We start from the raw sequence: 26700 nt of genomic DNA, 5'->3' as shown, positions 1-26700 counted from the left end.
GTAAAGATGGCAGCCCACTTTGAACTCATTGGCGGCAATCTTGTGGCTGGAGATAGCACAAAATTAAGAGCTCAAAATTCCAAGAAAAACAATTTCAACTCCAATAAAATAGAGCGTCATATTGCCTATATCGATGCCAAACTCGAGGGGTACAATGCCATTTTGGCCCAAGAAGATGGTGATGCTACCCAGAAAGAAAGCATTGCTAAGAAGGTAAAAAAACACACTACTCGAAAAGAAAAATACATCGAATATCAAAAGATAATTGACACCACAGCGGTAACACAAATCTCTACTTCGGATCCTGAGAGTCGACAAATTATGACCCGAAACAACATATCCGAAGTGGCATATACCGTACAAACTACAGTAGATGCTTTGCACAATATACCTATAGATTTTAAGGTAACCAATGAGAATGATTCCAAAGCCATGGGTGGCATGCTTCGAAGAGCCAAAACCATTTTGGGACAAAACAACTTTATGGCAATTTACGACAAAGGCTATCATACTGGAAGCGAATTTGAATATGCCAATAAACTTGGAGTTGATGTATTAGTAGCCATTCCAGGCGTGTCAGCTCATGCACCTGACTTGGCTTATGATGTAGAACGTTTTAAATATAACAATGAGTCTGACACTTATACCTGTCCTGCCAATGAGGTTCTAACCACAAATGGAAATTGGTACAATAAAACTAATGGCAAATCAATCACTAAAATGAAGCATTACAAAACTAGTGCGTGTTTGTCCTGTGCTTGTTTTACCCAATGCACCAAAAATAAAAGGGGAAGACTCATCGAGCGTTCTCAGCATGCTGATTTAATATATCAAAATAAAGTTCGAATCGAATATAACTATGCAATCTATCGTCGGAGACAAGCCATTGTAGAACACCCCTACGGTGTTATAAAAAGACAATGGGGATTTTATTATATCATGACAAAGAAGACCATTAAACGAGCCGCTGCCGATGTTGGACTGATCTTCACTGCCTACAATCTTCGTAGAATATTTAACTTGATTGATCCAAATATATTGAAACAGTACTTAAAACTACTGGCATTACTATTTTGGGCATTAAAAGAGGATTTTAAAGCCGTTTATCACTTCTTAAATTTTAGAAATAGAAAATATACATTTACAAAAAGGCTATTTAATTGTTGTTTAAATCGCTTACATTTATGCGAAATATAATTTAAATTAAAAAAAAACGGGGTTTTTAGACAGACTGACGTTAGCCGTAATTATACCTCGAAAGAACATAATCCTATGAAATACATACCTTTAGTAATGATTTTTTTGTTGTTTATTAGTTGTAAAAAAGAAATTAAAGAAAATGAAATCACTCAAGAATTTAATAAAATCGATGAAATTGAAATCAATATACCAAAACTAGAAAAATGGAAAGAATGTAAGGATTCTTTAACAGTTAAGAATTGGATTGAAAGAACTTCATTAGATAGTCTAACAAAAAATTATGCGGTTTATTTATCAAAAAAAACTGATTTGAAAAAGTTTGAGACTGACGAAAATATTATACAAGATTTTGCAATTATATATATTAGAAAACAAGAACAGAAATTAAAAATAAATCAAAATGATTTAGATCGAATTTTTAAAACTCATATCAGATTAACAGAAACTAAAAAAGCGAAAATCAAGGATGCGTTAGAAAACATATATATTAACGAAAATTATTTAGAAACTAACAAATTTATATTACTTGAAGATTATAGAATTAATAATAATTGTAAAACTGCAGTTCTTTTAATGAAACAATATGTAAATAATCCAAAATATGTAACAATAATTATCCTTAATTGGTTGAACATAAAAAATCATTTATTTTATTCTTCATATTATTTAGAATTAAATGGAAAAAAATCAATTGAAATTGCGAAAGAAAATAATAGACAAATTGTAACCGAATTAATCAAATTGAACAAATAACTACGGCTAACAGCTAAGGTTTCGTTGGGCTTGAAAAGCCAACAATGAAACCGCGGTTGAACGGAACCGCTCTACTTCCGCCACTATGGGGATATCGATAAACAAGTTTAGGTAATTTAAGAGGACAAAGCGTCCTCTTTTTTTTTGAGCCTTAAATAGGCTGGTTTTATTGTATTTTCCTTCACATCATTGCATACGAGCCCTACCCACAAAACTAGTTTTTGCAGGCAGGTGATTTTTGGCTACTGCCAAGATACCAAATAGGCGGACCTCGCTGGTCGAACATTAGAATTGTGTGCAAATTGCCCGTTTTACAGCATTGACACTTTCTGATTTTAGATTCCTTGGCTACCTTTATTTGGGGTTTAACTTTTAGTTTTTCTTGTAAAACCTTTAATTTCTCTCGCTTCCAGTTACTACTCAAAAAGCCATAATGCCTTATTTTTACAAATCCCTTAGGCAAAATATGCATCGCAAAACGACGGATAAATTCCTCGTGTGTGAGGGTCATGCTTTTACGTTGCCCATTCTGACGGTAGTCCTTGTAATGAAAACTTACATTTTGATCATCAATGCTTTTTAATCGGTTGTTGCTAATGGCTATTTTGTGGGTATAACGCCCAGATATTCCACCCCCATGCTGGCGCGAGCGTCCCGCTCGTGAACATAATCTAAATCTGAGCATAATCCATTTAAAAATATCCAAAAACTAGATAGAATTTCTTTGCGGTCACGAGCATGATGCTCGCGCTAGCCGTGTGGGTCGGGCTTTACGTTACAATCTTATTTTGTCCGCCGCGGCGGATAAAAAAGGATTTCCACTTCAATCCCTCACGCAAAAGCCCATCGTAATGGCGAGGAACTGCACGTCCCGTCATTGCGAGGAACGAAGCAATCACGTATGCTATTTTACGTTGCGTTATTCTCTGCGTGTGACATACTGTACGTGATTGCCGCGCTTCGCTCCCATGCTGGCGAGAGCCTCCCGCTCGTGAACACAATCTAAATTTTAACATATTCTATATAAAAAAATAGCCAAAAGTTAGATTGAAAATCTTTATGGGCACGAGCAAGATGCTCGCGCTAGCCTTTGTCTGCTGTACAGGAAATACTTAGATACAAATCCAACTACATCTTCCACCATGCCGGCGCGAGCATCTTGCTCGTGAACACAATCTAAATCTCAGCATAATCCATTTAAAGATAGCCGAAAAGCAGATTGAATTTCTTTGCGGTCACGAGCAAGATGCTCGCGCTAGCCGTGTGGGTCGGGCTTTACGTTACAATCTTTTTTTGTCCGCCGAGGCGGATAAAAAAGGATTTCCACTTCAATCCCTCATGCGGACTCGTAATCAACACAATAAGTCGTTCCTGAAATTGATTTAGTGGAATTGTTTGTAAGTATATTTTGGTATATTTGGTGAATTGAAAAATATGACGTTTGTCAAACTTATCTACCTTAAACTGGGTGGCTTTGTATGATTTTATGATACATATAAGCAAGTTATTTGCAATTTTAAAACGACACAACAAAACAACAAACAATGGGACTTTTAGACATATTTAAAAAGGACAACAAACCTAACTCTCCGACAACTGACAACGGAGTTTTAGGACCAACTTTTTTAGACGGTTTGACAGAACATATTAAAGATCCGAAAAACTTATATTCACACGAATGGCGAAGACAATTAAAAACAGCTTCTGGACAAACTAAATTTAAAATCAAGTTTTACGGACAGCTTAACGAAGACAATAAAAATTTAATCGTTAGGACAGACTTTTCCCCTTCATTAGTTTTAGCGGTTGACAATTCAACTGGACAAGAAATTTTATTGTTTGACGGTTGCAAACACGGCTATAATGCCTTGTTCTGCAATACTTACACCGACGAACAAATTAAGAACAGACCAGCAACAATTTATTACACCGACCAAGACGGAAAAGACACTTTTGAAATTGTAATCTCTACCTATACCGGAATTGACTACAATAACGAGTTTGTAGACGAAGTTGACGAAAATGGTTTAATAGAAATTATTGATGGAACAAAAATTGAATATGAAAAAGTAAAACGAAACGGTTACGATACATTACAAATTTGGGCGACAAATGACAACGGGAAAACTATTGACTTTGTATCAGAAGAACTTGCTTGACGAAAGAAAAACTGGATATAACAGCCCCCATGCTGGCGCGAGCGTCCCGCTCGTGAACACAATCTAAATCTCAACATATTCTATATAAAAAATAGCCAAAAACTAGAAAGAATTTCTTTGTGGGCACGAGCAAGATGCTTGCGCTAGCCGTTGTCTACTGTACAGGAAATACTTGGCTACAAATCCAACTACACCTTCGCCTCTTGACTATTCACAGTCTTCGTTTTAAAATCTTCATACCACGTTTCTAGTTTTGGGAAAACCAATTGTGATACCTTTTGGATGGGATTGTAGAACATGGATTGATTGAAAGTTTCTTCTTTGACTAGCCAGTTATTGAGATTCATTTTTTGGAAAAGGTTGAAAGCTACACTTAAGATTAGAATCATTTTTAGGACGCTGAAAAAACCTCCTGCTAAGCGGTTGATCCAACCTAGATAGGCAAAACTCATGATTCCGGTGAAGACTTTGGCTAAGAGCATAATTCCTAAAACTACGGCGACGAAGGTTAATGCAAAGGCTGAAATTGCCACAGTTTTGGGCGACCATGGTACTACTTTTCCAACCACTTCACTCACTACAGACGAGAACTTGATGGCCAAATAAATCCCAACGATTAGGGAAAGAAAAGAAGCCAACTCGGTAAATAAACCATTTTTGATTCCTTTGATTAAACCGTACAATAGCAATCCGCCTAAAACAATATCTAAAAAACTCATTTCGTCTGTGTTTACAATAAAACGCAAATATAAGACCTTTTGTGCGTTTTGCGTGAGGGATTGCAGCTCGCTACCGAAGTAGCGCGGAAAGCCCGACAGCTCCAGACAAAGGGGCTACTTAACCGCAAACTGAAGTAAGCCCCTTTGTTTGGTGGTGGCACGTCCAGAAAATAACCTTTCGATTATAAAATGAATGCTGGTTTAGTTCTTATCTTTGCTAAAATAATTTTTTGCCTGACTGAATTACTAATTCATGTGGCATTACTCATAACTTACAAAAATGTCAAGAGACACACAACTTAAAGAACGCTGGGAACAGCTTGTAACGATACTTTCGGACCAATTCTCGCAAGGGGAAGACTTGGATTTGGATGCCATAATTTATTTAATTGGCGTGCAAGAGCTAGGGAAATTGCACCGTGAATTCAAAAAAGACGAAAAACTGAACTTGATGCATATTGCTATTTGTCGTCTTTTGGAACCTTATGGATACTATGAATTTGATTATTTTGACGAAGAAGGATGGCCACATTTTAGAGTAAAAGAGGAATTACCTCCTTTGAAAGCAGGTGAACAATCGGTTTTGATGAAAGAAGCAATCGTTAATTATTTCTTGGAAAAGGAACTTATAGCTTAATTTACAGTAGCAGTCTCCCTTATCAGATGAAATCTACTGTAATCTGAGACTGAAAACTGAAAACTTTTACTTATTTTTGCCCACTCAATTATTGAATGAAAATGATAGACAAGATAAAAGAATATATTGGCGAGGCTAATGCTTTTTCAACACAAAATCCAGCAGAATTAGAAGCATTTCGTATCAAATTTATTGGAAGCAAAGGCCTTTTGAAAGCGCTTTTTGCGGAATTTAAAAATGTGCCTAACGACCAAAAAAAGGAATTTGGTCAAGTGATTAACTTGCTAAAAACTACTGCGGAAGAAAAAGTAAAAAGCATACAAGAATCTTTGGAAAGCAAAGAGGAAGCTAAGGGGATGTACGGCGATTTGACTCGTACGGCAGAGCCAGTTATCATAGGTTCTCGTCATCCGATTTCGATTGTAAAAAACCAAATTATCGATATCTTCTCAACAGTTGGATTCAACGTTTCTGAAGGTCCAGAAATTGAGGATGATTGGCATAATTTTACTGCCTTGAACTTGCCAGAATACCATCCGGCACGTGATATGCAGGATACGTTTTTTATCCAAACCAATCCTGATATTTTATTGCGTACACATACATCATCTGTACAGGTGCGTTACATGGAAGAAAACAAACCGCCTATTAGAACGATTTCTCCAGGGAGAGTTTTCAGAAACGAAGCGGTATCAGCGCGTTCGCACTGTATTTTTCACCAAGTGGAAGGTTTGTATATTGACAAAGATGTTTCGTTTGCCGATTTGAAGCAAACACTCTTATATTTTACCAAAGAGATGTTCGGGAAATCAAAAATCCGTTTGCGTCCGTCTTATTTTCCGTTTACAGAACCTAGTGCCGAAATTGATATTTATTGGGGTTTAAAAACTGAAACCGATTATCGTATCACCAAAGGAACTGGATGGTTAGAAATTGGTGGTTGCGGAATGGTAGACCCTAATGTTCTTAAAAACTGTGGCATCAACCCTGATGAATACAACGGTTTTGCTTTTGGAATGGGTGTAGAACGTATCGCTATGCTACTGTACCAAATTGGTGATATTCGTATGTTTTATGAAAACGATGTTCGTTTCTTGGAGCAGTTTAAAGCAAATATTTAAAAGATTTAAGACTAAATTCCTGAAATTTCGGGATTGATTTCAGCTGTATCGCTGAATTCAAAAATAGTTATTCCATAATACAACCACTATGAAAACTGATATTACCGTACCCGAAGTTGAAAATGTATTTATGGCGGCAGTCCAGGAATGGAGTGACGATTTTATGGCCAAAATGTGGTACATCTATGTTGTAAACGATAGCGATTTTGATATTGATAGCGTAATGGTCGTGTCTAAAGCTTTTGGAACTATTGATGGCGAAATGAAGAAAACATCACTATTAAGACATGCTTTTCCTCATGTTCCCGCAGTTTCTGTGGTGAAAGTCGAAATGGTACAAGATGATGTATTAACACTCAACAACGAGTTTATGTTGACCTATTTTATGGACAACAAACTCTATGACAAAAAATTCATCTTCAAAGCAAATTCTATCAACGCAACAGATGTTGAAGAAGTTCCGATTTTGTTTATTGATGGTGTGATTGTGAGGTAATTATTCGTTTAAAAATATAAAAAAAAAGGCTGTCTTGAAAATTTCGAGACAGCCTTTTTTTATACTTGTAATCACTAACTATTACATTTTATCATAAGTCACTTCTATTGTTTTTACAGCTGATTTTTCATCGGTATATTCATAAATGAAATTAAGTTTTGTATCGGTCAGTAAAACCATTTTGATTCGTGCTGCATTTTTAAGAACAATAGTTTTCTCATCCTTTACTACAAACTCTCTATTAGACGTTTTAATGTACTGACAACTTGCCTTAGTATCAAAAACAACTTTATCACCACCATTATTTACTGTTGCTGCAAATACTTTTGGCGTAGGATAACTCACATTTATATTGTTTTTGACTAAATCAGCTCTATTAAAAAATTCTGTATATTGAATCAATTCAAAATTATTAGCTCTAAACTCAATTGTATTTTTGTCTTGACAAGCAGAATTTCCTTTTGTAATTTGCCATTTACCTTGTAATTTAGCTATGACTTTTGTACCATCATATGGAGCTACAGGCGTACTGACTGGAGCATCAACTGTTTCAGGAACAATTGGCTCTGTGCTAATCGCTTCTAAATCTTTACTATCGGCTCTAATAAAAACATCAACTTGCATTTGATTTACACCTGAACCATTTAGCGTTGTAGAAGATATTTCGAGTCTATCTTCTTTCACATTAAGCACAGAAGTACTATTAATAAAATTGACTTGGTTCAAACCGACAACCTTATAAGTTCCAGACTGGCTACTGTTTTCGATCACTTCGGCCGTACCACTCTTACTTTTTTTACTATAATTAATTTTGAAAGTGTTATTATCATTAAAAGTTGCCGATGAATTTTTTAAGTACTCAAAATCAGAAGCATTAACAACTACTCCATCAATTGTACTACTTACTAATTTCCATTCACCAACCAACTTATTTTTTGTCTGAATAACTTCTGTAGAGGTTTCGTTCCCACTAGTGCTATCGACAGTTGTACCGTCGTTATTACAAGAAGCAAGCATAAAGAAGGACAGCGCCAACACGAGTTGGTATTTAAACATTTTTTTCATAATTAACTATATTAACAATTTTAAGGATATACCATCGGCGGAGCAAGTATCATACCAAGATACTTATCACCAAAAAAAAAAGTAAAACCGAACGAATCTAAGTTTTACTTTCTCAACTAAAAAACCATCTTAAATATTTTTAGATAACTGCTCTTATTTGTTTAATGCTGTAAATTGCAGTTTATCATTATTCTTTGCTGTGATAACATATGACTTGCCTTTTACGGTAATCAATGCCATATCTTTTACATCTCCCGGCGTGAAGAAACCACTTTGCAATGGCGTGTAAGGTTTGAACTTCCCTTTGTTATTGCCTTTCAAAAACAGTCCGTGTCCAGCGTCGTTTCTTGGTGTTTCTACCTCCGACATGAATAGGTTTCCGGCAATTAAAATATCCAAAAATCCGTCTTTGTCATAATCTTTGACCAAGATTTTGTTTATTCCAGATACTTGCGCTTCTATTGGCAAATGATGGATAACAAATTTTCCGTTTTTGTTTTCTAGATACACACTTGCAAACGATTTCACTTTATAATGCAACGCTTTATCCAATGATTTCTTGCTATACACATCTTCAAGAGTGGCCTCAGAGAAACTTTCATAATTCTTGAACTTCTCTTTAATACCCGGAATTTGCTGCGATGAGCAACCTCGTCCACGCACAGGATATTGCTTTCCTTCATTGTAATAACTCAATACAATATCACTTTTCTTATTTTGATCAAAGTCAGACGAATAGATGTCAAATGTTTCTTTATCTGTGGCCTTGTACTTGTAATTGAGACCGTTGTTACCCAAAACATAATCCATATCGCCGTCGTTGTCAAAGTCACCTTGACTAATGCTCCACCACCATCCAGCGGTATCTTTGGTCAAGCCCAAATTTTTTGAAACGTCTTTGAAACCTGTTTTAGTATTTTCGAATACACGAATCGGCATCCACTCGCCCACTACAATAAAATCCATCCAACCATCATTGTTGTAATCGGTAATCACAGCGCTTGTTGCCATTCCTAATTTGGTCAACTCTTTGGCTTTTGAAGCCGTTTCGTTTACAAACTTGATATTGTCTTTGGTGCTTTTATTCATCAAAATATAACTGTCTGCAGGTGCTGGATAACTGCCCGGTACTTGACGACCAAGTACCAAAAGATCTTGTTTACCATCTTTGTCAAAATCGGCTGCATAGGCTTTGGATCCACTTGTGATCATGCTTGGTATGGCGTTGCTTTTTGCTTTCGAAAAAACACCTTTCCCATTGTTCACATACAAACGATCTTGCAAGTAGGGCGAATTGGGTGCAAACTCGTAACCACCGCTTACCACATACAAATCATTGTCACCATCATTATCTGCATCAAAAATTAAAGCACCTGTGTCTTCTGATAATTTATCAGCTTCAAAAGCAGTGGTGTTTTGCTTAATAAATCCGCTTTGGGTCTGAAAAAACAACTGTCCTACAGTATTAAAAGAACCACCAACAAAATAATCTTCCATTCCATCACCATTCAAATCTCCAACAGCAAGTGCTGGACCCAAAGCAGACATTTTATGCGGCAGTAATACTTGAAAATTAAAATCATCAAAACTATTTTCGACCACCATGAAATCTGGAAACATTCCTTTTGGAGCAGGTCCAAAAAGGGTATTTACTTTTGCAGTTGCCACTTTATTAGCCACAACGGCATCTGAATATTTTAAAATCAATTTTTTATTGATTGCAACCTCTTCCAAAATTTGCGTTTTCCCGTCAGGCCAAACAACTTTTAGTTCGGTTATATTTTTGTTTTTATGCAAACCAAAATGCAATTCTGGAGCTACAGACGATTGAAATCCTCGTGTGAGCGTAAGCTCTTGCATCTGCGTAAATTCAGGTGTAGTCACATATACACGTGCGCCTAATCCAAACTTATTTTTGGCATCACCTTTAAACTGTACCGTAATATGATTGTTGATTGAAGCACTAGTGTTTTCAAAAACCGAAGCCGGATCATCAATATTATTGGTTATAATTTCTAAATCTCCATCGTTATCCAAATCGGCATAGGCTACACCATTCGAAAAACCTTTGTATTCAATTCCCCAAAGTTTATTTGCTTGTTCGAAATCTAAATTCCCTTTGTTCTTAAAAATAAAATTATCTATTTTTTCAGAAGGAATTTTAAGGCTTCGCTCCAAATAACTTTCTGGGGTAATATTTTCATCTTTTAAATGATTGAAATAATCATTGTTGTTTACTTCTCTTCTTGATCCGTTGGTTATGAATAAATCTTTCAAACCATCATTGTCAAAATCGGCAAAAAGCGGTCCCCAACTCCAATCGGTAGAAGAGGTTCCTGTAATGCGCGATACATTTGAAAAATGCGGAATCCCATCTGTCACCACACCAGAGTTCACTTGCAAACAGTTTTGCATATATTGGTAATGAAAACCAGCATTTACAGTATCCCAAAAAAGCGTTGGATTCATACTTGCCATATTGGCCTTTTTACGTCTGTTGGACTTAGCATCCATATCTACCTGAAAAATATCCAAGTTTCCATCGTTGTTAAAATCGGCAATATCCACTCCCATTCCGTAAAAAGCCGTGTTGGAAGTTGCATCTTTAACTACCTCCCTAAATGTACCATCTTGATTGTTGATATACATATAATCTGGCGCACAAAAATCACTTGACACATAAATATCTGGCCAAGAGTCATTGTTCAAATCTCCAATAGTTGCACTAAGTGACAAACTAAACTTTCGAACACCTGCCTCTTTGGTCACATCGGTAAAGATGTCGCCATCATTTCGATACAAATGCCCCGATTCTTCATCCTTCAATCCTTCCATCATGTACACATACGAAGATACGGCAGCATTAAAGGGCGTTGGTGGATAATTGGCCACAAACAAATCTAGATCACCATCTTTGTCATAATCAAAAAAGGTCGACTGCACGCTACTTCCTATATCATTCAATCCATAAGCAGCCGCTTTTTCTTCAAATGTTCCGTTGCCTTTGTTGATGAATAATTGGTTTTCTTTCGAACCAAATTTTCCACTTACTGAGCAATAAATATCCAAGAAACCATCATTGTTTACATCGGCCATCGTAACTCCGGTGTACCATCTTTTGTCTCCAGACACTCCTGACTTGGCAGTGATATCTTCAAATTTCAGGTTCCCTTTGTTTAAGTATAATTTATTCGAGACTTGATTTCCTGTAAAATAAATATCTTGTAATCCATCATTATTAATGTCACCCACAGCAACACCACCACCCATGTATAAATAAGAATAGGTAAAATAATTTAGTGAATCATTCTCCACAAGGTCGTTGCTGAACTCGATTCCGGTATCAGCAGCTTCCAATTTGGTAAAAATCTTTGTCGCCTCATTGTCCTTTGAACAAAAAGTCAAAGTCAATGAAGACAGCAAACCAAACACTATTGTTAAGAGATTCTTTTTCATTTCAAAATCATTTTACCTGTTCCTATTGGGTGTTTTCAAATTAGTCATTCAATACTTTGGGCGTAACCCTCCGTAAAAACTACGGGTCGGGCTATTTGTTTCAATCTTTTTTGGGGCAGAAAAAACCCCAAAAAAGGATTTCCACTACTATCCCTCACGCAAACCAGCACCAACATCACCTTTGCAATTTCAAATTATAATTAACTAAAAAATAAGATACGTACTAAGAACCAAAATTGTAATCAATATTCCAGTCAATACTGCATGTTTCCATGGCGTAATATCTACCTTATCATTTGATCTCACAACGTGATCGTGCGCCATAGGATACATTTTTCCAACCAATAACATGATTCCGATATTCAACACAAACAATACCGCCATTACGTGTAGAAAGTGCGGATACGCTTCTGCTTGAATCACACTTAATGCTTTTGCATTTGTAATTCCGTCGGCAGCAGCTTTGGCCATTGCACTATCAACAAAATAAGGTTTAATGATAAATTGACTGATCGAATACAAAATCACACCCGATGCAATTCCGATTTTTGCCGCAAGAGCAGGAACTCTTTTGGTAAAAAAACCAATAATTACAACTGTTAGAATCGGAATACTATAACATCCATTTGCTTCTTGCAACCAAGCAAACAATCCGTTTGGAGCATTTGCAATTAAGGGTGCAACCGACATTCCTAAAAGTCCTAGAACCAATCCAAAGATCTTACTCGCTTTTACAATCTGATGTTCAGTTGCTGTTTTATTAAAATATTGTTTGTATAAATCAAAGCCAAACAAGGTTGCACTACTGTTAAGGATACTGTTGAACGAACTCAATACAGCACCAAACAACACAGCGGCAAAAAAGCCCATGAAAGTTGCTGGCAAAACCGTACGTACCAAAGTAGGATAAGCTTGATCTGGATTGGATAAATTACCTTGAAACAAATGATAAGCAATAACTCCAGGAAGTACCACAATAAGCGGAATTAAAAACTTCACCAAAGCGGCCAAAATCATTCCTTTTTGACCTTCTTTTAAGTTTCTAGCAGCAAAAACGCGTTGTAGTATTGCTTGGTTGGTTCCCCAATAAAACATTTGCACCAACATCATTCCTGTAAAAATTGTTCCAAACGGAATCGAATTATCTACCTCTCCTACTACGTTGAATTTCTCAGGATTCTCTGTGTATAATGTACTAATACCCGTCATTACGCTTCCTTCACCAATGGCCATTAATCCGAATATTGGAATTAAAATTCCTCCAATTAATAAACCAATAGCGTTAATTAAATCCGATACCGCTACTGCTTTTAATCCACCAAATATGGCATAAATCATTCCGATAAGACCAATACTCCAAACACACAACCATATTGATGCTGTATGCGAAATACCCAAAACAGCAGGAAGATCGAACATAGTACTAAAGGCCAACGACCCAGAATACAAAACCGATGGAATAATGACCACCACATAGCCCGTAAGAAACAAACCTGAAATAATAGCTTTGGTTTGATGGTCAAAACGGTACTCTATAAACTCCGGAATAGTTGTAACCCCTCGAGACATATACTTTGGCACCAAGAATATAGCAGTTACAATCATGGCGATTGCCGCCAAGGTTTCCCATGCCATAACCAAGATTCCTTCGGTAAAAGCTTGCCCGTTTAACCCAACGATTTGTTCTGCCGAAAGATTGGTTAATAATAAAGAACCTGCAATGGTTACTGCACCAAGGCTTCGACCTCCAAGGAAATATCCTTCGGACGAAGATTCATCTGTATTGCGTGTGGCATACCATGACACAACGGCTACAAATATTGTAAAACCAACAAATGAAATAATGGTTAGCATGTCCATAATCTAGTTTTTTAGAGTAAGTTGAATTAATCCGCAAGCTGGCACTTCTATTTTGTATAATCCTTGGTTAAGCGAAATTTCTTTTTCGGCAAAAACAACTCCCATACAATCGTAAACCTTACAGTCATAAGTTCCAAAATTAGCCGCTACATCAAGAACAACCGAAGTCGCCAATTGACCATTGATGATGTCAAATTTGTTTTTAGTGTTTGATAAACTTACCACATATTCATCATATAAACCAATGATTTGATGGTCTCCTTTTACAACTTCTTGAATTGGGTAGTTTGCCAATGGTTTTGAAGGAACAAATTTTCCTTGCATCAACACATTTGCATTGTCATTCCAATATTTGGTATAAAACTGAATCATATCAATATGATCCTGAGGCATATCTTGTAACATTACAGACAATTGTGGCACTCCAAACAATGTATTCACCACTTGTAAAGCAGCAACTTCTACTTTTTCGTCTTTATGCCAAGTCAACATATCTGCGTGTACAGCGGTTTCGCCACATAACATTCTAATATCGGCAATACGAATTCTGTTCATCGTTCCGTCACCAGGACAGTCAAAAGCACGCATCATGTTACCAAATTTACGCATTGCAGGACCAGTATATCGTTGTCTAAATTCGATAAAAATATCAGGATTGATTGCTTTTAATTCTGTCATTACATCAGACAACAAACGATCAACTGCCTCATTGATAGAACTATAATCACGACCATCAGCATCTGTAAGGACTGTTTCCTCATACAATCTAAAGTCATCAATAAAGTCCAATTTGAAACCGTCTAGTCCCCAATCTTGTAATGCATTTTTATAAATATTGATCAAATATTCTCTTACCTCTGGAAAACGAGGGTCGAATACTGGTGCCCAACGATGGGTTTTGGTCAACATTTTATTTTCGAAAACCTTGTAAGCTCTTGATTTTACGCCACAAAAAGGAACAGAATACCAAAATCCAACTTTCATTCCGATTTCATGAACGGCATCTACAAACTCTTTGGTTTTTGAAATACGATCTGGAGTCCAATCTCCTGTATAATCATATCCTCTACTAGTATCATTAGTCTGCCATCCATCATCAATAATAATTACTTTATATCCAAGACCATAAGCAATTCTACATTCAGCCAATAATTTTTCTACATCCAAATTTTGGTGAAAATTATACCAAGTAGAGTACAAAGGTGTTTTGGCGATTTCTGGTACAGATGCTGGTTTAAGATTTTCAAATGTTTCCCACCAAGCAGCAACTTCATTCAACGCAGTCGAAAAGTGTTTGGGAGCAGAGTCAATTCTTATTTGTGCATTAAACTCCTTCAAAGGCGACAAGCGCTCAGAAAGGAATGTGATGTGGCAATAAAAATTATCATCTTCTTCCCTGATTCTAGCGTTTAATTCTAATTTGTTGATAGCATTTGAACAAGCAAAAGTGTGCACATTGGTATCATCATTACCAAATAAACTGATAATTGGAGCATCAATAGAGATACGAGATTCTAAATGGTTCAATTCCCAATCGGCTTGAATACGTTTTGAAAAATCAGTAGTTGGTTTCCAAACTCCCTTTACATTGTGAGCAGGAATTTTCCATTGAATAGTTACTGGATTTGGCACTATGGCCTCATCAGATTTGATGCTTACATCAAAAATTTGTACTCCGTTATGATTGAAAATGGAATTGATCGAAACATCTAGATTTCCTGTGTTTTCTAATACTATTAGGTCCATTGATTTTAATTTTTAAATATTGATAAAAAGACAAAAGTCTTCCTGAAACTCCTTTTTTATTAGTTTAAAGGAGCCAAGCAACTACACATGGCCCCACATAAACTACGACAACCTAATTACTTCTTAATAGCCCGGATTTTGTTTCAAATTCGGGTTTGAATCGATTTCAGTATTTGGAATCCAAACCAGTTCGTCTTTTCCTGTTTTGAATATTCCGCCACTTAACGATTTTGGATTTTTTCCATGAGCAGAAGATGCTCCTAAATATTTGTCTGCAAGTCCCCAACGTATAAGGTCGAAGAAACGGTGTCCTTCACCTGCTAGTTCCATTGCTCTTTCGTTTATAATTGCGTTTCTCAACAACACTTTATCTGCTTTTACTGTTGGCAAAAGAGCCGCAAGTCCAGATCCAGCACGCTGACGAACCATATCTACATACGGTCCAGCAAGAGCCGTTTGATCATCTTCGTTTAGAGCTTCAGCAAGCATTAACAACACATCTGAATAACGAATTATTCTCCAGTTAGTCCCAACGTTTGTACCTAAGAAATCAACTTGGCTTCTTACTCCAATATCCATACCCGCATATTTTTTTGAGAATATAGGCTCAACTCCAGCAGCATTTGCAATTTTGATATCTTCGACAAAGTCTGTTAAATAAGGTGTTCCACCGTATCCTGTAGCACCTACATAGTTGTAAGCAAGAGTTTGGTTTCTTCTAAAAGTATCTCCGTTCGCTTCAAATAAAGTTTTCAACCAAGGATTTACGACATGTCCTTTGTCTGGTGTTTTGGCTGGTGGAGCATAATCGATGTGAAAATTCCCCATAGTCCCAGTTCCAGGTATATCAGAACCCCACACAAATGTTTGTTGTCCTAAAAATTGCAATTCAAATACTGATTCTGCATTGTTTTCATTAGTCTCAGTAAAGTTATCTCCAAATTGTGCTGCAGGTAGTAACGAATATTTACCTACCAATTTGATGAATGTTTCATGAGCCAATTTCCATTTCTTTTGGTATAAATAACTTTTCCCTTTCAAGGCAGTTGCAGCACCAGAAGTTGGTCTTCCTAGGTTTGCACCTGTCCATTTTTCTGGAAGCATTGTTTCTGCTTTCGTCAAATCGGCAACAATTTGATCCCAAACGGCTTGTTTTTCTGCTTGTTTCACCAATAAGTTATTCAAATCTGGCACTTCTAAAACCAAAGGCACATTACCATAAAGGTTTACTAAATACCAGTAATCAAAAGCTCTCAAGAAATAGGCTTGACCTACCAAGCTATTTCTAACTTCGTCATTGTCTATTCCTGCTTTGTTTACGTTATTGATCACATTGTTACAACGAGCAATAGATTTGTAAAGCTCTTGCCAAGGCTCTGTTGCCCAACGATCTCCCGGTTTACCTAAGAAAGTAGACATTGCAGTATTACTTCCAAAAGGAAAAACATTGAACTCATCTGATCTTAAGATTGCACCTGAATGCACGATACGCCCCCAGAAAAAAGTTCCTGTAATTGGGTGAAAAGCTCCGTTTACTGCCGACTCCACTTGCTCTACTGATGAACCAAAGTTGGCCGTAGAAGTAGCATTGTCATTTTGTTGATCCAACAAATCTTTTGAACATGAACTCGACAAAGCCGCTACACCCAATGTGGCCAATAGGATTGATTTTGTATATATAAATTTTTTCATTTTACTATTTTTTAGATTAAAAAGTAGCTTGTAATCCAAGCATAAAAGTACGTGCGTTAGGATACGTTCTTGCATCCAATCCTCTTCCCAACAATGGGTTTACTGAAGGCCTTACACCTGGTACACCCGCATTAAGGTTTGCTCTACCTCCATTTGTAGAAGCTACATCTGGATCATATCCACTGTATTTTGTAATCACAAAAGCATTCTGAACATTGAAAGAAACTCTCAAGCTTTTAAAAACATCCATACCTAAAGCTTTTATTGGCAAATTATACCCAATCTCAATGTTTTTCAATCTTAAGTATGATCCATCTTCAACGAAAAACGAAGAAGGCTCTTTGTTACCTGCTGCATCAGTAATAGATGCTTTTGGGATATTTGTATCTGTATTTGTTGGCGTCCAAGAGTTTAATACTGAAGTGAATTTACCCCCATCTTGCCACAAAACATTATAATATTTACCCACATTGTAAATTTCGTTTCCTTGTACACCTGTAAAAGCTAAACTGATATCAAAATTTTTATAATCACCACTGAATGTTAGACCATAAGTAAAATCTGGAGTAGGATTACCAATGTTTGTAATATCTTTTTCGTCGATTACACCGTCTTTATTAACATCTACTCTAACAAAATCTCCCGTTAATGGGTTTACTTTATCTTCTACTTTATAACCGTAGAATGATCCAATAGGTTGACCTGCAACGGTACGGTTTACAACTCTTAAATCCTCATCAATTGATGGTCCCAAGATTGGTGCTGGTATATTTCCTGCTTTTGCAACCAAATTAAAGGAGAAGTTTGTACCTACTTTGTAGTGAAAATCACCATCTGTTTTTTGGTAACTCATATCAAATTCAAACCCTTTGTTTACCAAGGAACCTGCATTTCTTGTAACTGGTAGACTAACCCCAGCAGTAGAAGGAACGTTTATTGCTACCAATACATCATTGATATTTTTTGAGTAATAATCTGCTGTAAAGTTCATTTTGTTATTCAGAAAAGTCAAATCAACTCCAATATCAAATGTCTTTGTAGTTTCCCAAGATAAATTTGGATCTGCCAAAGTAGTTTGAGCCAAACCCGTAGCATTTGCTCCTCCAAACGAAGTGTTTGATTGATTCGCTAAGTATACTGCTTGTGTAGGGTAGAAAGTATCAGGATAAGATCCTAAAATTCCATATGATGTTCTTAATTTAAAATAATCAATCACATCTGATTTCCAGAAAGATTCTTTACTAATATTCCATGCTCCAGAGATAGATGGAAAATAACCTGATTGATTGTCCGCTGCAAAACGAGAAGAAGCATCACGTCTAATCGTTCCAGATAATAAATAACGATCATCATAATTGTAGTTCAAACGACCAAAATAAGAGATCAATCCTGCGGTATTGTTTTCACCCAATAAAATCAATTGGCTGTTTGATGGCAAAGCACCAACTACTTTAATACTGTTTGACGGTGTACCTTGACCATAAATACCACTACTTTGTTGGTTTTCTTTATAATAAGTATAACCTGCAACAGCTGCTATTTTATTTTTACCAAATTTTGTATCATAAGATAATGTTGGCTCAACTAATAAGTTTACAGTTGTTTTGTTGTACTCTGTTAAATCATTTTTATCATTAACGTTACGCACTGCATCTACTGTACTCATGAAGTAGGTAGGTGTGAATTGGAATGAGTTTAGGTTTTTGTAATCCAAACCAAAGTTAATTCCTGCACTTAAATTATCTGTAATTTTATAGTCAAATTTAAGTCCACCAAATAATGTTCTGGTTTTCTTTGAATTTTCTTCTAAGGTCGCCAATGCAAATTGATTCACTCCACCAGGACCTTGTACAGCTGTTGATGGCGCTTCATAACCACCTTCGTTTATAGCATTATGTAAGGCAACTGTTGGAGCAGTTGTTCCATCAAAACCGTACCAGTTGTTTTCTTGAATAGTAGCTTCAGTAATACCTAATGTTTGTGTGATTTTTAATTTTCTAAAATTATACTCACTATTTAATCTTGCATTTAATCTTTTAAATCCAGATCCAATCAATATACCATCTTGTTTAAAATAATTTACTGATGCAAAATAAGAAGCCGTTTCACTACCACCTTGTAAAGACAAACCATGATCTTGAATCAAACCAGATTTAAGGTTTTGCTTTTGCCAATCGGTACTTACACCATTATAAGTTACTCTCTCTGCACTTCCATCATTTGCAAAACGTTGGTTCAAATAGGATGTGTATTGTTCTCCATCAAGGAAGTCCAAATATTTACTTGGTGTATCAAAACCAATTCGAGCATTGTATCTCACTTCCATCTCTTGGTTTTTTCTACCATGATTGGTTTTAATCAAAATTACTCCATTGGCAGCTCTAGCACCATATATTGCAGCAGTCGCAGCATCTTTCAGAACCGAAATATCAAGGATATCACTTGGATTTACATAATCCATGTTTTGTACAATAACACCATCTACTATATATAAAGGACTAGCATTACTCAAAGAGTTCACTCCACGAATGAATACGTTGGCGCTACCACCTGGTTGTCCACCTGAGCTCTCTACCTGTATTCCAGACATTTTTCCCTGTAACAATGTAGTAGGATTACTTGCTACCGATTTGGTTAAATCTTTTGAACTAATTGAAGCTACAGATCCTGTCAGTTCTCTTTTACTGGATGTACCATAACCTACAACTACTACCTCGTCTAAGGTCTGTGAGTCAGCAAGCATTGCTACATTTACAATCGTTCTTCCGTTAACGGCAACTTCTTGTGTTTTTAACCCTAAGTAACTAAATACTAATACAGCTTTTGAAGAAACACCTCCAATAACATATTTACCATCAAAATCAGTAGTGGTTCCTTTTGCATCACCTTTGATCGCAACATTAAGGCCCGGAACAGGCATGCCATCTTCTGTGACAACACCAGTAACTTTAATTGTCTGAGCAAAGAGACTAAAGCTGCAAAGCATAATCGCAAAACCCATCAATTTTTTTAGAGTTTGTTTTTTCATAAGTTTTAAATTGGTTAATTTATTTTTTATTGGTTAGCAGTTAGCTTTAACAGTTTCCCAATTTTTTATTGGTCTATGATAGTCTATGCTACTATTACAAATCTAGGTTATTTTTTTTAATAACAAAATTAAATCATATATATTTTATCAAATACATATAATTACAAGCCATTTACAGCGAAAACTGCATATGTTTACTGACAAGGTAAATGAAAAAAATATTAATCTAAGATATAAAATTAACTATTGTAGCAACTTATTAATAAGATAAAAACTGTTAATTTGTAAAAAAACAACAAGTTAGTTGCTCAAATGAAGCCAAAAAACTTCTAATTCTTCTGAAAAAGTAAAACAAATGATTTAATTACAAAGAGTTACGCTGAATAAAATCAGCAGGTATGATTTCGTGAATTAATATGCCATGTTTCACATAATCAGCGGCTTTTATTGCCATTTCATTAAAATTGGTAGATATCGTAGCGATGCCTCCAGCAATAATTTCTTTAATGATGTGGTCGTTATGAGACAACAAACCAACATCTTGACCAATCACCAAATTCAATTTACGACAGTCTCGAAATAACTCCCATAAATCAGTATCATCTATAAAGAAATACAAAACGCCTGCTTGAACAGAATCTGGACGATAATTTTTTTCAATTTCACCAATCAAGCCATTTTCCGCTACAAAACGTTCAAAACCTTTTAAAACACCAATTGGGTAATCGGCATCATTTCTAAAATACAAAACGATTTTATTGTATTTCTTAACTATTTCCAAGATTTCAGTTAATCGATCGTGCGTAGAGTGCTCGAATTCTTGTGCAATATAGGAGTAATGAACACCCAAATCCAAGTAACGATCTATAATCAATAAACGACTCGGTTCTATGGTTTCTAATAATGGACGAACCAAAGGGTTTTCAATAGGAGCAACTACATAGGCACCATACTTTCCGTGGATATTTGAAATAATATTTTCAAAAGCATCTAAATTATTATGATGTACATAAATATCAATTTGATATCGCTCGCCTAACTCTTTTCGAAAACTATTATAGAACTCTTCCTGAAAACGATGAAAGGAATACAGTAGCAAAGCCACCTTCAAAACAACATCAGTTTTATTACTAAGAATAAAATAACCTTTAATTTTTTTTGATTCAACTAGTCCTCGATCCTTTAATTCTTCATAAGCCTTAACGATTGTCTTTCTAGCAAAACCAATATTTTCGACCATTTGATTAATAGACGGAAGCTGATCGCCTACCACTAAACTTTCGTTCTCGATGCATTCAATAATCCCTTGCACCAATTGTTCGTGTTTTGACAACGTACTAATCTGTTTCAGAGAAATAATTTTATTGAATAACAGTTCCATTAGATAATTTATTAGAATATAAAAAGTTTAAAGATAAAGGTAAATAAAGGATAAAAAAAAATTAACTTAGTTTACCTATTTGAAAAACGTAAGATCTATATTTCTATTCTAATTAAAAAATAACTTAGCCAAAGCAAATTAGGAATCAAAAATACAAAATTCAACAATAGTTGTAGTTAAGTTAAAAAGATCCAAAATAAAACAATCACTCTTATTCAATTCAATTAGAAAAAAAAAGTCACTTTCAAAAATTTGAAAGCGAACTTTTATATTTAAAATAATGTATTAATCTAATTTATCTGTTAGCTCCTTGAATACTTTTTTTGCGTTTTTATTTTCATATAAAATAGCATACACTGCATCAATAATTGGTGTTTTGGCACCATATGTCTGATTGAGTTTATAGGCACTTTGGCTCGCATAATATCCTTCAGAGACCATACTCATTTCCATCATGGCACTTTTTACTGTGTACCCTTTACCAATCATGTTCCCAAACATTCTATTTCTTGAAAAAACAGAATATCCAGTAACTAGTAAATCACCCAAATAAGCAGAGTCATTAATATTACGTTTCATTTTGTGAACTTTTCGAATAAATTTCTTCATCTCACGAATTCCATTACTCATCAATACTGATTGAAAATTATCACCATAACCCAAACCATGTGCAATACCCGCAGCAATAGCATAGATGTTTTTCAACATCGCAGCATATTCTGTACCGATGATATCATCTGTAATTTTAGTCTTAATGTAATTACTAGATAAACTCTTAGCAACTACTGTCGCTTTTGCAGGATCACCACAAGCAATTGTTAAATAAGACAAACGCTCCAAAGCTACTTCTTCTGCGTGACAGGGTCCTGTAATTACTCCTATATTATAATATGGAATATCATAGGTATAATGAAAATGTTCCCCGACGATCAAGCTAGTTTCTGGAACTATTCCTTTGATAGCCGAAAATATAATTTTGTCTTGAAGAGAAGCTGTTAATTTCTTTAATTCTGTGTCTAAAAAAGCAGATGGAATGGCAAATACCAAGTAATCTGCATTAATAACCGCTTCATTAATATCACTGGTTAGTTTCAATTTATTGGTATCAAACTCTACCGAACTTAAATAATTCGGGTTGTGCTTGAACGTTTTTAAATGTTCAATCGCTCCTTCATTACGCATGTACCAAGTCACCTCTGTTAGGTTGTTGCATAGCATTTTAGTTATAGCAGTAGCCCAGCTTCCGCCTCCAATAACTGCAAATTTTTTAGTCTCGCTCATCTTCAAATAATATTTGTTCAAAAGTACTTAAAATTGGGGAATTCGTAGAATAAATAAACTAATAGTACTTTTATTTTTTTATCATTTTCATCGAAAAAGAGGCAAAAAAAGACCTATTAATTCTACTTTCGCAATATAATCATTTTAAAATAGGTTTAACACATTATTAATGAATCATTTGATGGCGACAATAGCTTGTGTAAGTACTTTTTTTAAAAACAAAAAGGCATTTTGGAACTCCTCCAAAACGCCTCATTCATTTCCGATTACTCGGCATCTGAATTAGTAACTATTTTCAACAATTTCTTGTACTTTCTCCAAGGTCACATTTTGTCTTTCGCCTAAGCCAATCCATCCTCTTTCCTTAAACCTACTTACAATTGTTTCTGCAGTATTTTTATAATCTTTCACATAATCTGAAAGTTTAGTCTCCATACCCATCTTGTGAAAAAACTGGACTGTATGAGCAATTGCTTCTTGAGCAACTGCCTCATCAGTACCGGTCAAATTAAAGATGCGTCTTCCGTATTGTGCTAGTTTATCTTTTTTAGTTTCAAACAATGCTTGGTATAAATTTGGTCCAACAATAGCCAAAGTTCTTGCATGATCAATACCATACATTGCAGTCAGCTCGTGCCCAATCATGTGTGTAGCCCAGTCGTTTGGTACACCTTTTTGGATTAATCCATTAAGTGCCATTGTACAAGACCACATAAAGTTAGATGCCAAAGCATAATCACTTGGGTTTTCTACTACTTTTGGTCCTATTTCGATCAAAGTATGCAAAATTCCTTCAGCAATACGATCTTGTAAATAGCCATCATGTACATAAGTCAAATACTGCTCTAACACATGTGTATAAGCATCTACAACTCCATTTTGCAATTGTCTTCTTGGTAACGATTGTATCACCGTAGGATCACAAATCGAAAATTTAGGAAACAATGCACTCCCACCAAAAGCTAATTTTTCTTGCGTTGCTGCAATAGTAACCACCGCACCAGAATTCATTTCACTTCCTGTAGCAGGCAAAGTCAAAACTGTCCCAAAAGGAATCACTTTTGTATTATCTGTGATCAAGATTCTTTTTCTTAAAATCTCAGCTGGATCTCCTTCATAATTAACAGCACCCGAAATAAATTTGACACCATCAATCACAGACCCACCACCAACTGCAAGAATAAAATCGATTTTTTGTTCTTTGACTATCGCAATGGCTTTCAATAACGTTTCAAAATGAGGATTAGGTTCAATACCGCTAAACTCAACAATTTCAAAACCTTTCAAAGCATCTGTAACTTGTTGATGGATTCCGTTCTTAAAGATACTTCCTCCACCGTAAGCCAACAAAATTTTTGCTCCAGCAGGAACTAATTTTGTTAACTGTTCTATTTGTCCTTTACCAAAAACATAGTTGGTAGGATTGTAATATTGAAAATTTAACATCTTATTTTTTTGCGTTTAATTGGTCTAATAATTTCTCAGCAACTAATTTTGACGAAGCTGGATTTTGACCTGTGATTAATAAACCGTCTTCAACAGCATAAGGATTCCAATCTGCTCCTTTTGAGTAGGTTGCTCCATTTGCTTGCAAAGCATCTTCTAATAAAAACGGAACCACATCTGTCAATCCAACAGCAGCTTCTTCCGTGTTTGAGAAACCAGTAACGTTTTTACCTTTTACCAAAAATTCTCCATTTACTTTTACATTTTTCAGTACTGCTGGTGAGTGACAAACAAATGCAACTGGTTTATTATTGGTATAGAAAGATTCAATTAATGCACTTGAATTTTTGTCTGTAGCCAAATCCCAAAGCGGACCGTGACCTCCTGGATAAAAAACTGCATCATAATCAGACTCTTTTACATCTGCCAATTTATGCGTTTTACTTAATTTAGTTTGCAATGCAGTATCTTTATCAAATCTTTTTGTGTCTTCTGTGGCAAATGATGCATCAGCACTTTTTGGATCAATGGGCGGTTGACCCCCAAGTGGTGTAGCGATATCAATTATGACTCCTTTATCTGCTAATTCATAATAAGGTGCTGCAAACTCTTCAACCCAAAATCCTGTTTTTTCTCCTGTGTTTCCTAAATCTGAATGACTAGTTAAAACGAATAATACTTTTTTCATGTTTTTATTTTTTGCTTTTTGAGCAGTTAGACTTAATGAAGTTGCCATTACTAAAACCATGGCAACAAATTTTATTTTTTTCATTTTTATGTATTCTATTATTATTTAGATCATAATCAAAAACAAGTAAGGCTTTCTTAGTGTGCGCGACCAAACTTGAGCCGTAAATATTACTTGTTCTAAATTGTTGATACAAATTTAGTGAATTAGTGTTATCAGTTAAAATAATTTAAATTATGTTTGTGATAAGTAAATTTATATCATGGTCAATCTTGAATGGTACCGAACTTTTAAATCGGTTTATAAAAACAAAAACTTCTCCGCAGCTGCTAAAGAACTGTTTATCAGTCAACCCGCAGTAAGTCAACAAATAAGTATGTTGGAAGCACACGTAGGGTACAAGCTATTTAATCGAAAGTCCAAAGGAGTCGAACCTACAGAGTATGCCAACTTACTGAACAATCTTATTATTGAAGCTTTAGATAGATTAGAAAATGTTGAAAATGGATTTAGAGCGAAAGCATTTAACAGCATTCGTTTGATCTCTCTAGGGATTTCACAGCACTTGTACAATAGTTTGGGTAGCGCACTAATTCAACAATTTGATTATATTGATTTTCACTTTCAAGATGATGATACCTTATTTGAGTTGGTGAATTCAAAAAAGATAGATTTTGCCATCCTAACCAAAAAGATAGACACTTTTGATACGTTACAGCATGAAGTAGGAACCATAAAACAAATCGTCATTGCCTCCAATGATATTGATATCATGCCAATAAAAAATCATATAAAACTACAAGATTGGAATGCTACAGAAGCTTGGCTAAATGAAAAAAAATGGTACACCTATGATGCCCGTATCCCACATGTAAAACTATTTTGGCTCTATGTATTTGACAAAAAAAGACCTACTATAATTGCCAACTATATCATTCCATCAGAATATGAGATGATGGAAACTTTATCGAGAAATACTGGCATAGGAATAACATGGAACTGTAATGTAAAATCATTTTTGGAGCAAAATAAAGTACAACTTTTATGGGATAGCGAAAAAATGCCCGAGACAGTAGTCTATGTAATGTGTCGAAAAAACAATAATTTTGATGAAATACTAAATGAAATTACAAGTATTCTCCAAAAAACATTAGCATAAGTAAACAACAGTCCCATTACAACCAGCCACTTGCAACTATTTTGGATGAAAACTCAATCCAATTACTACATTTTGATTTGTGCATAATGTTTTTGCGATGTGTGTTTACAGTATGAACTGAAATAGATAGAAATTCAGCTATTTGAGGACTTTTGTTGCCTTCAACAATTAGTTTTATAATTTCTTTTTCTCTTGGTGTAAATAAATCTTTCGAAGGGTTTAAAAATAATTCTTCAGCTGGGACATTAATAAAAGAAGGCTCCCCATTCAAACCTAAGAAAGACAAACCCGATGGTTGATTATCTGTTTTTAAGTGAGTTATATCGGTATGAATATCTAAAACTCTGATAAGAGCACCATCTTCATTGCTTTGTATAGGAACACATTGCATCAGGATCCAAATATACTTCCCATCCATTTGTTGTACTCGGTAGTCATAACTCAGCTTATAGTTTAATACTTTTGAGGGCTCTAGTGAATTAAAAAAAGCTATCGCTTGGCGTTCATAACTAACAAATCTCTTTTTGTCATCAGGATGAATGTTATCAAAAAGATACTTCATGGTGAAGTCTTTTTTATCTTTTAATCCTAAAATCTTCTCGACATCAGTACAAATCCACTCTACCTCAAGAGTGGCAAAGTTGACAATAAAATAGTAAAACTCACCTACATGAAATATGTTCTGAAGCTTTCGATACAATTCTAATTTAAAATCAGAATCCATCTCCTCATCAGTGTACTTAGCCAATTCAAGCCAAGATTTCTTCATTTCATCATATTTCAGCAGTTTCATAGTTACAAAATCTAATTACT

General features: G+C 35.3%; 19 protein-coding genes and 1 pseudogene. 7 read left to right on the top strand and 13 right to left on the bottom strand.

The features are described 5' to 3' along the window. Together M2326_RS13875 and M2326_RS13870 are read left to right on the top strand one after the other, a co-directional pair. A partial coding sequence (locus M2326_RS13875) for a transposase (protein WP_264620146.1) occupies positions 1–1197 on the top strand: 1197 nt, incomplete at its 5' end. Between the two features lie 75 nt (positions 1198–1272). Further along, positions 1273–1953: a hypothetical protein gene (locus M2326_RS13870; protein WP_264620145.1), complete on the top strand. Its 681-nt coding sequence runs from the start codon at positions 1273–1275 to the stop codon at positions 1951–1953. Positions 1954–2167: 214 nt separating this feature from the next. Here the strand turns inward: M2326_RS13870 and M2326_RS13865 are convergent. Continuing rightward, positions 2168–2575: pseudogene (locus tag M2326_RS13865) on the bottom strand (transposase); the annotation flags it as partial. 922 nt (positions 2576–3497) lie between these two features. Between M2326_RS13865 and M2326_RS13860 the strand changes: the two are divergent. After that, positions 3498–4112, top strand: a complete 615-nt coding sequence (locus M2326_RS13860) for a hypothetical protein (protein ID WP_264620144.1) — start codon at positions 3498–3500, stop codon at positions 4110–4112. 188 nt (positions 4113–4300) lie between these two features. Here the strand turns inward: M2326_RS13860 and M2326_RS13855 are convergent, their stop codons facing one another. Continuing rightward, a complete protein-coding gene (locus M2326_RS13855) occupies positions 4301–4831 on the bottom strand; it encodes a CvpA family protein (protein ID WP_264620143.1) in 531 nt (176 codons plus the stop codon). Between the two features lie 280 nt (positions 4832–5111). On the opposite strand from M2326_RS13855, the gene M2326_RS13850 reads away from it, so the two are divergent. The 3 genes from M2326_RS13850 to M2326_RS13840 all read left to right on the top strand — a co-directional run bounded on the left by M2326_RS13850 (position 5112) and on the right by M2326_RS13840 (position 7085). Continuing rightward, complete coding sequence (locus tag M2326_RS13850; RefSeq protein WP_108739909.1) at positions 5112–5468, top strand: hypothetical protein; 357 nt, start codon at positions 5112–5114, stop codon at positions 5466–5468. A gap of 101 nt (positions 5469–5569) precedes the next feature. Further along, positions 5570–6589, top strand: a complete 1020-nt coding sequence (gene pheS / locus M2326_RS13845; protein ID WP_264620142.1) for a phenylalanine--tRNA ligase subunit alpha — start codon at positions 5570–5572, stop codon at positions 6587–6589. A gap of 88 nt (positions 6590–6677) precedes the next feature. Then, positions 6678–7085, top strand: a complete 408-nt coding sequence (locus M2326_RS13840; RefSeq protein WP_264620141.1) for a hypothetical protein — start codon at positions 6678–6680, stop codon at positions 7083–7085. A gap of 81 nt (positions 7086–7166) precedes the next feature. Here the strand turns inward: M2326_RS13840 and M2326_RS13835 are convergent, their stop codons facing one another. The 10 genes from M2326_RS13835 to M2326_RS13790 form a co-directional block, all read right to left on the bottom strand. Further along, positions 7167–8150 carry a lipocalin-like domain-containing protein gene (locus tag M2326_RS13835; RefSeq protein ID WP_264620140.1) on the bottom strand — a complete coding sequence of 328 codons (984 nt, stop codon included), beginning with the start codon at positions 8148–8150 and terminating at the stop codon, positions 7167–7169. 153 nt (positions 8151–8303) lie between these two features. After that, positions 8304–11606: a VCBS repeat-containing protein gene (locus M2326_RS13830; RefSeq protein WP_264620139.1), complete on the bottom strand. Its 3303-nt coding sequence runs from the start codon at positions 11604–11606 to the stop codon at positions 8304–8306. Positions 11607–11810: 204 nt separating this feature from the next. Next, a complete protein-coding gene (locus tag M2326_RS13825) occupies positions 11811–13460 on the bottom strand; it encodes a solute:sodium symporter family transporter (RefSeq protein ID WP_264620147.1) in 1650 nt (549 codons plus the stop codon). 9 nt (positions 13461–13469) lie between these two features. Further along, positions 13470–15212 (bottom strand): glycoside hydrolase family 36 protein, encoded by a 1743-nt coding sequence (locus tag M2326_RS13820; protein WP_264620138.1) that lies wholly within the window; start codon positions 15210–15212, stop codon positions 13470–13472. 123 nt (positions 15213–15335) lie between these two features. Continuing rightward, complete coding sequence (locus tag M2326_RS13815) at positions 15336–16904, bottom strand: RagB/SusD family nutrient uptake outer membrane protein (protein ID WP_264620137.1); 1569 nt, start codon at positions 16902–16904, stop codon at positions 15336–15338. Positions 16905–16920: 16 nt separating this feature from the next. Beyond that, positions 16921–19932: a SusC/RagA family TonB-linked outer membrane protein gene (locus M2326_RS13810; protein ID WP_264620136.1), complete on the bottom strand. Its 3012-nt coding sequence runs from the start codon at positions 19930–19932 to the stop codon at positions 16921–16923. Between the two features lie 364 nt (positions 19933–20296). After that, entirely contained in the window at positions 20297–21313 is a 1017-nt protein-coding gene (locus tag M2326_RS13805; protein WP_264620135.1) for a GntR family transcriptional regulator, read from the bottom strand. Between the two features lie 285 nt (positions 21314–21598). Next, a complete protein-coding gene (locus M2326_RS13800) occupies positions 21599–22594 on the bottom strand; it encodes an NAD(P)H-dependent glycerol-3-phosphate dehydrogenase (protein WP_264620134.1) in 996 nt (331 codons plus the stop codon). Between the two features lie 282 nt (positions 22595–22876). Next, positions 22877–24040, bottom strand: coding sequence for an iron-containing alcohol dehydrogenase (locus tag M2326_RS13795; RefSeq protein ID WP_264620133.1), 1164 nt, complete (start codon positions 24038–24040; stop codon positions 22877–22879). A gap of 1 nt (position 24041) precedes the next feature. Further along, positions 24042–24812, bottom strand: a complete 771-nt coding sequence (locus M2326_RS13790) for a type 1 glutamine amidotransferase domain-containing protein (protein ID WP_264620132.1) — start codon at positions 24810–24812, stop codon at positions 24042–24044. Positions 24813–24990: 178 nt separating this feature from the next. Between M2326_RS13790 and M2326_RS13785 the strand changes: the two genes are divergently transcribed. Further along, the gene (locus M2326_RS13785) at positions 24991–25887 is read left to right on the top strand and encodes a LysR family transcriptional regulator (protein ID WP_264620131.1); all 897 of its coding nucleotides are present in this window, start codon (positions 24991–24993) and stop codon (positions 25885–25887) included. A gap of 16 nt (positions 25888–25903) precedes the next feature. Here M2326_RS13785 and M2326_RS13780 read toward each other — a convergent pair whose 3' ends face one another. Next, positions 25904–26680 (bottom strand): LuxR C-terminal-related transcriptional regulator, encoded by a 777-nt coding sequence (locus M2326_RS13780; protein ID WP_264620130.1) that lies wholly within the window; start codon positions 26678–26680, stop codon positions 25904–25906. Between the last annotated feature and the right edge of the window lie 20 nt (positions 26681–26700).

Origin of the sequence: Flavobacterium psychraerolatum, assembly GCF_025960985.1 — a bacterium.
In the GTDB taxonomy this organism is placed as follows: Bacteria; Bacteroidota; Bacteroidia; order Flavobacteriales; family Flavobacteriaceae; genus Flavobacterium.
The sequence above is the reverse complement of the archived record's forward strand: the minus strand, read 5'-3'. Positions and strand labels throughout refer to the sequence as shown.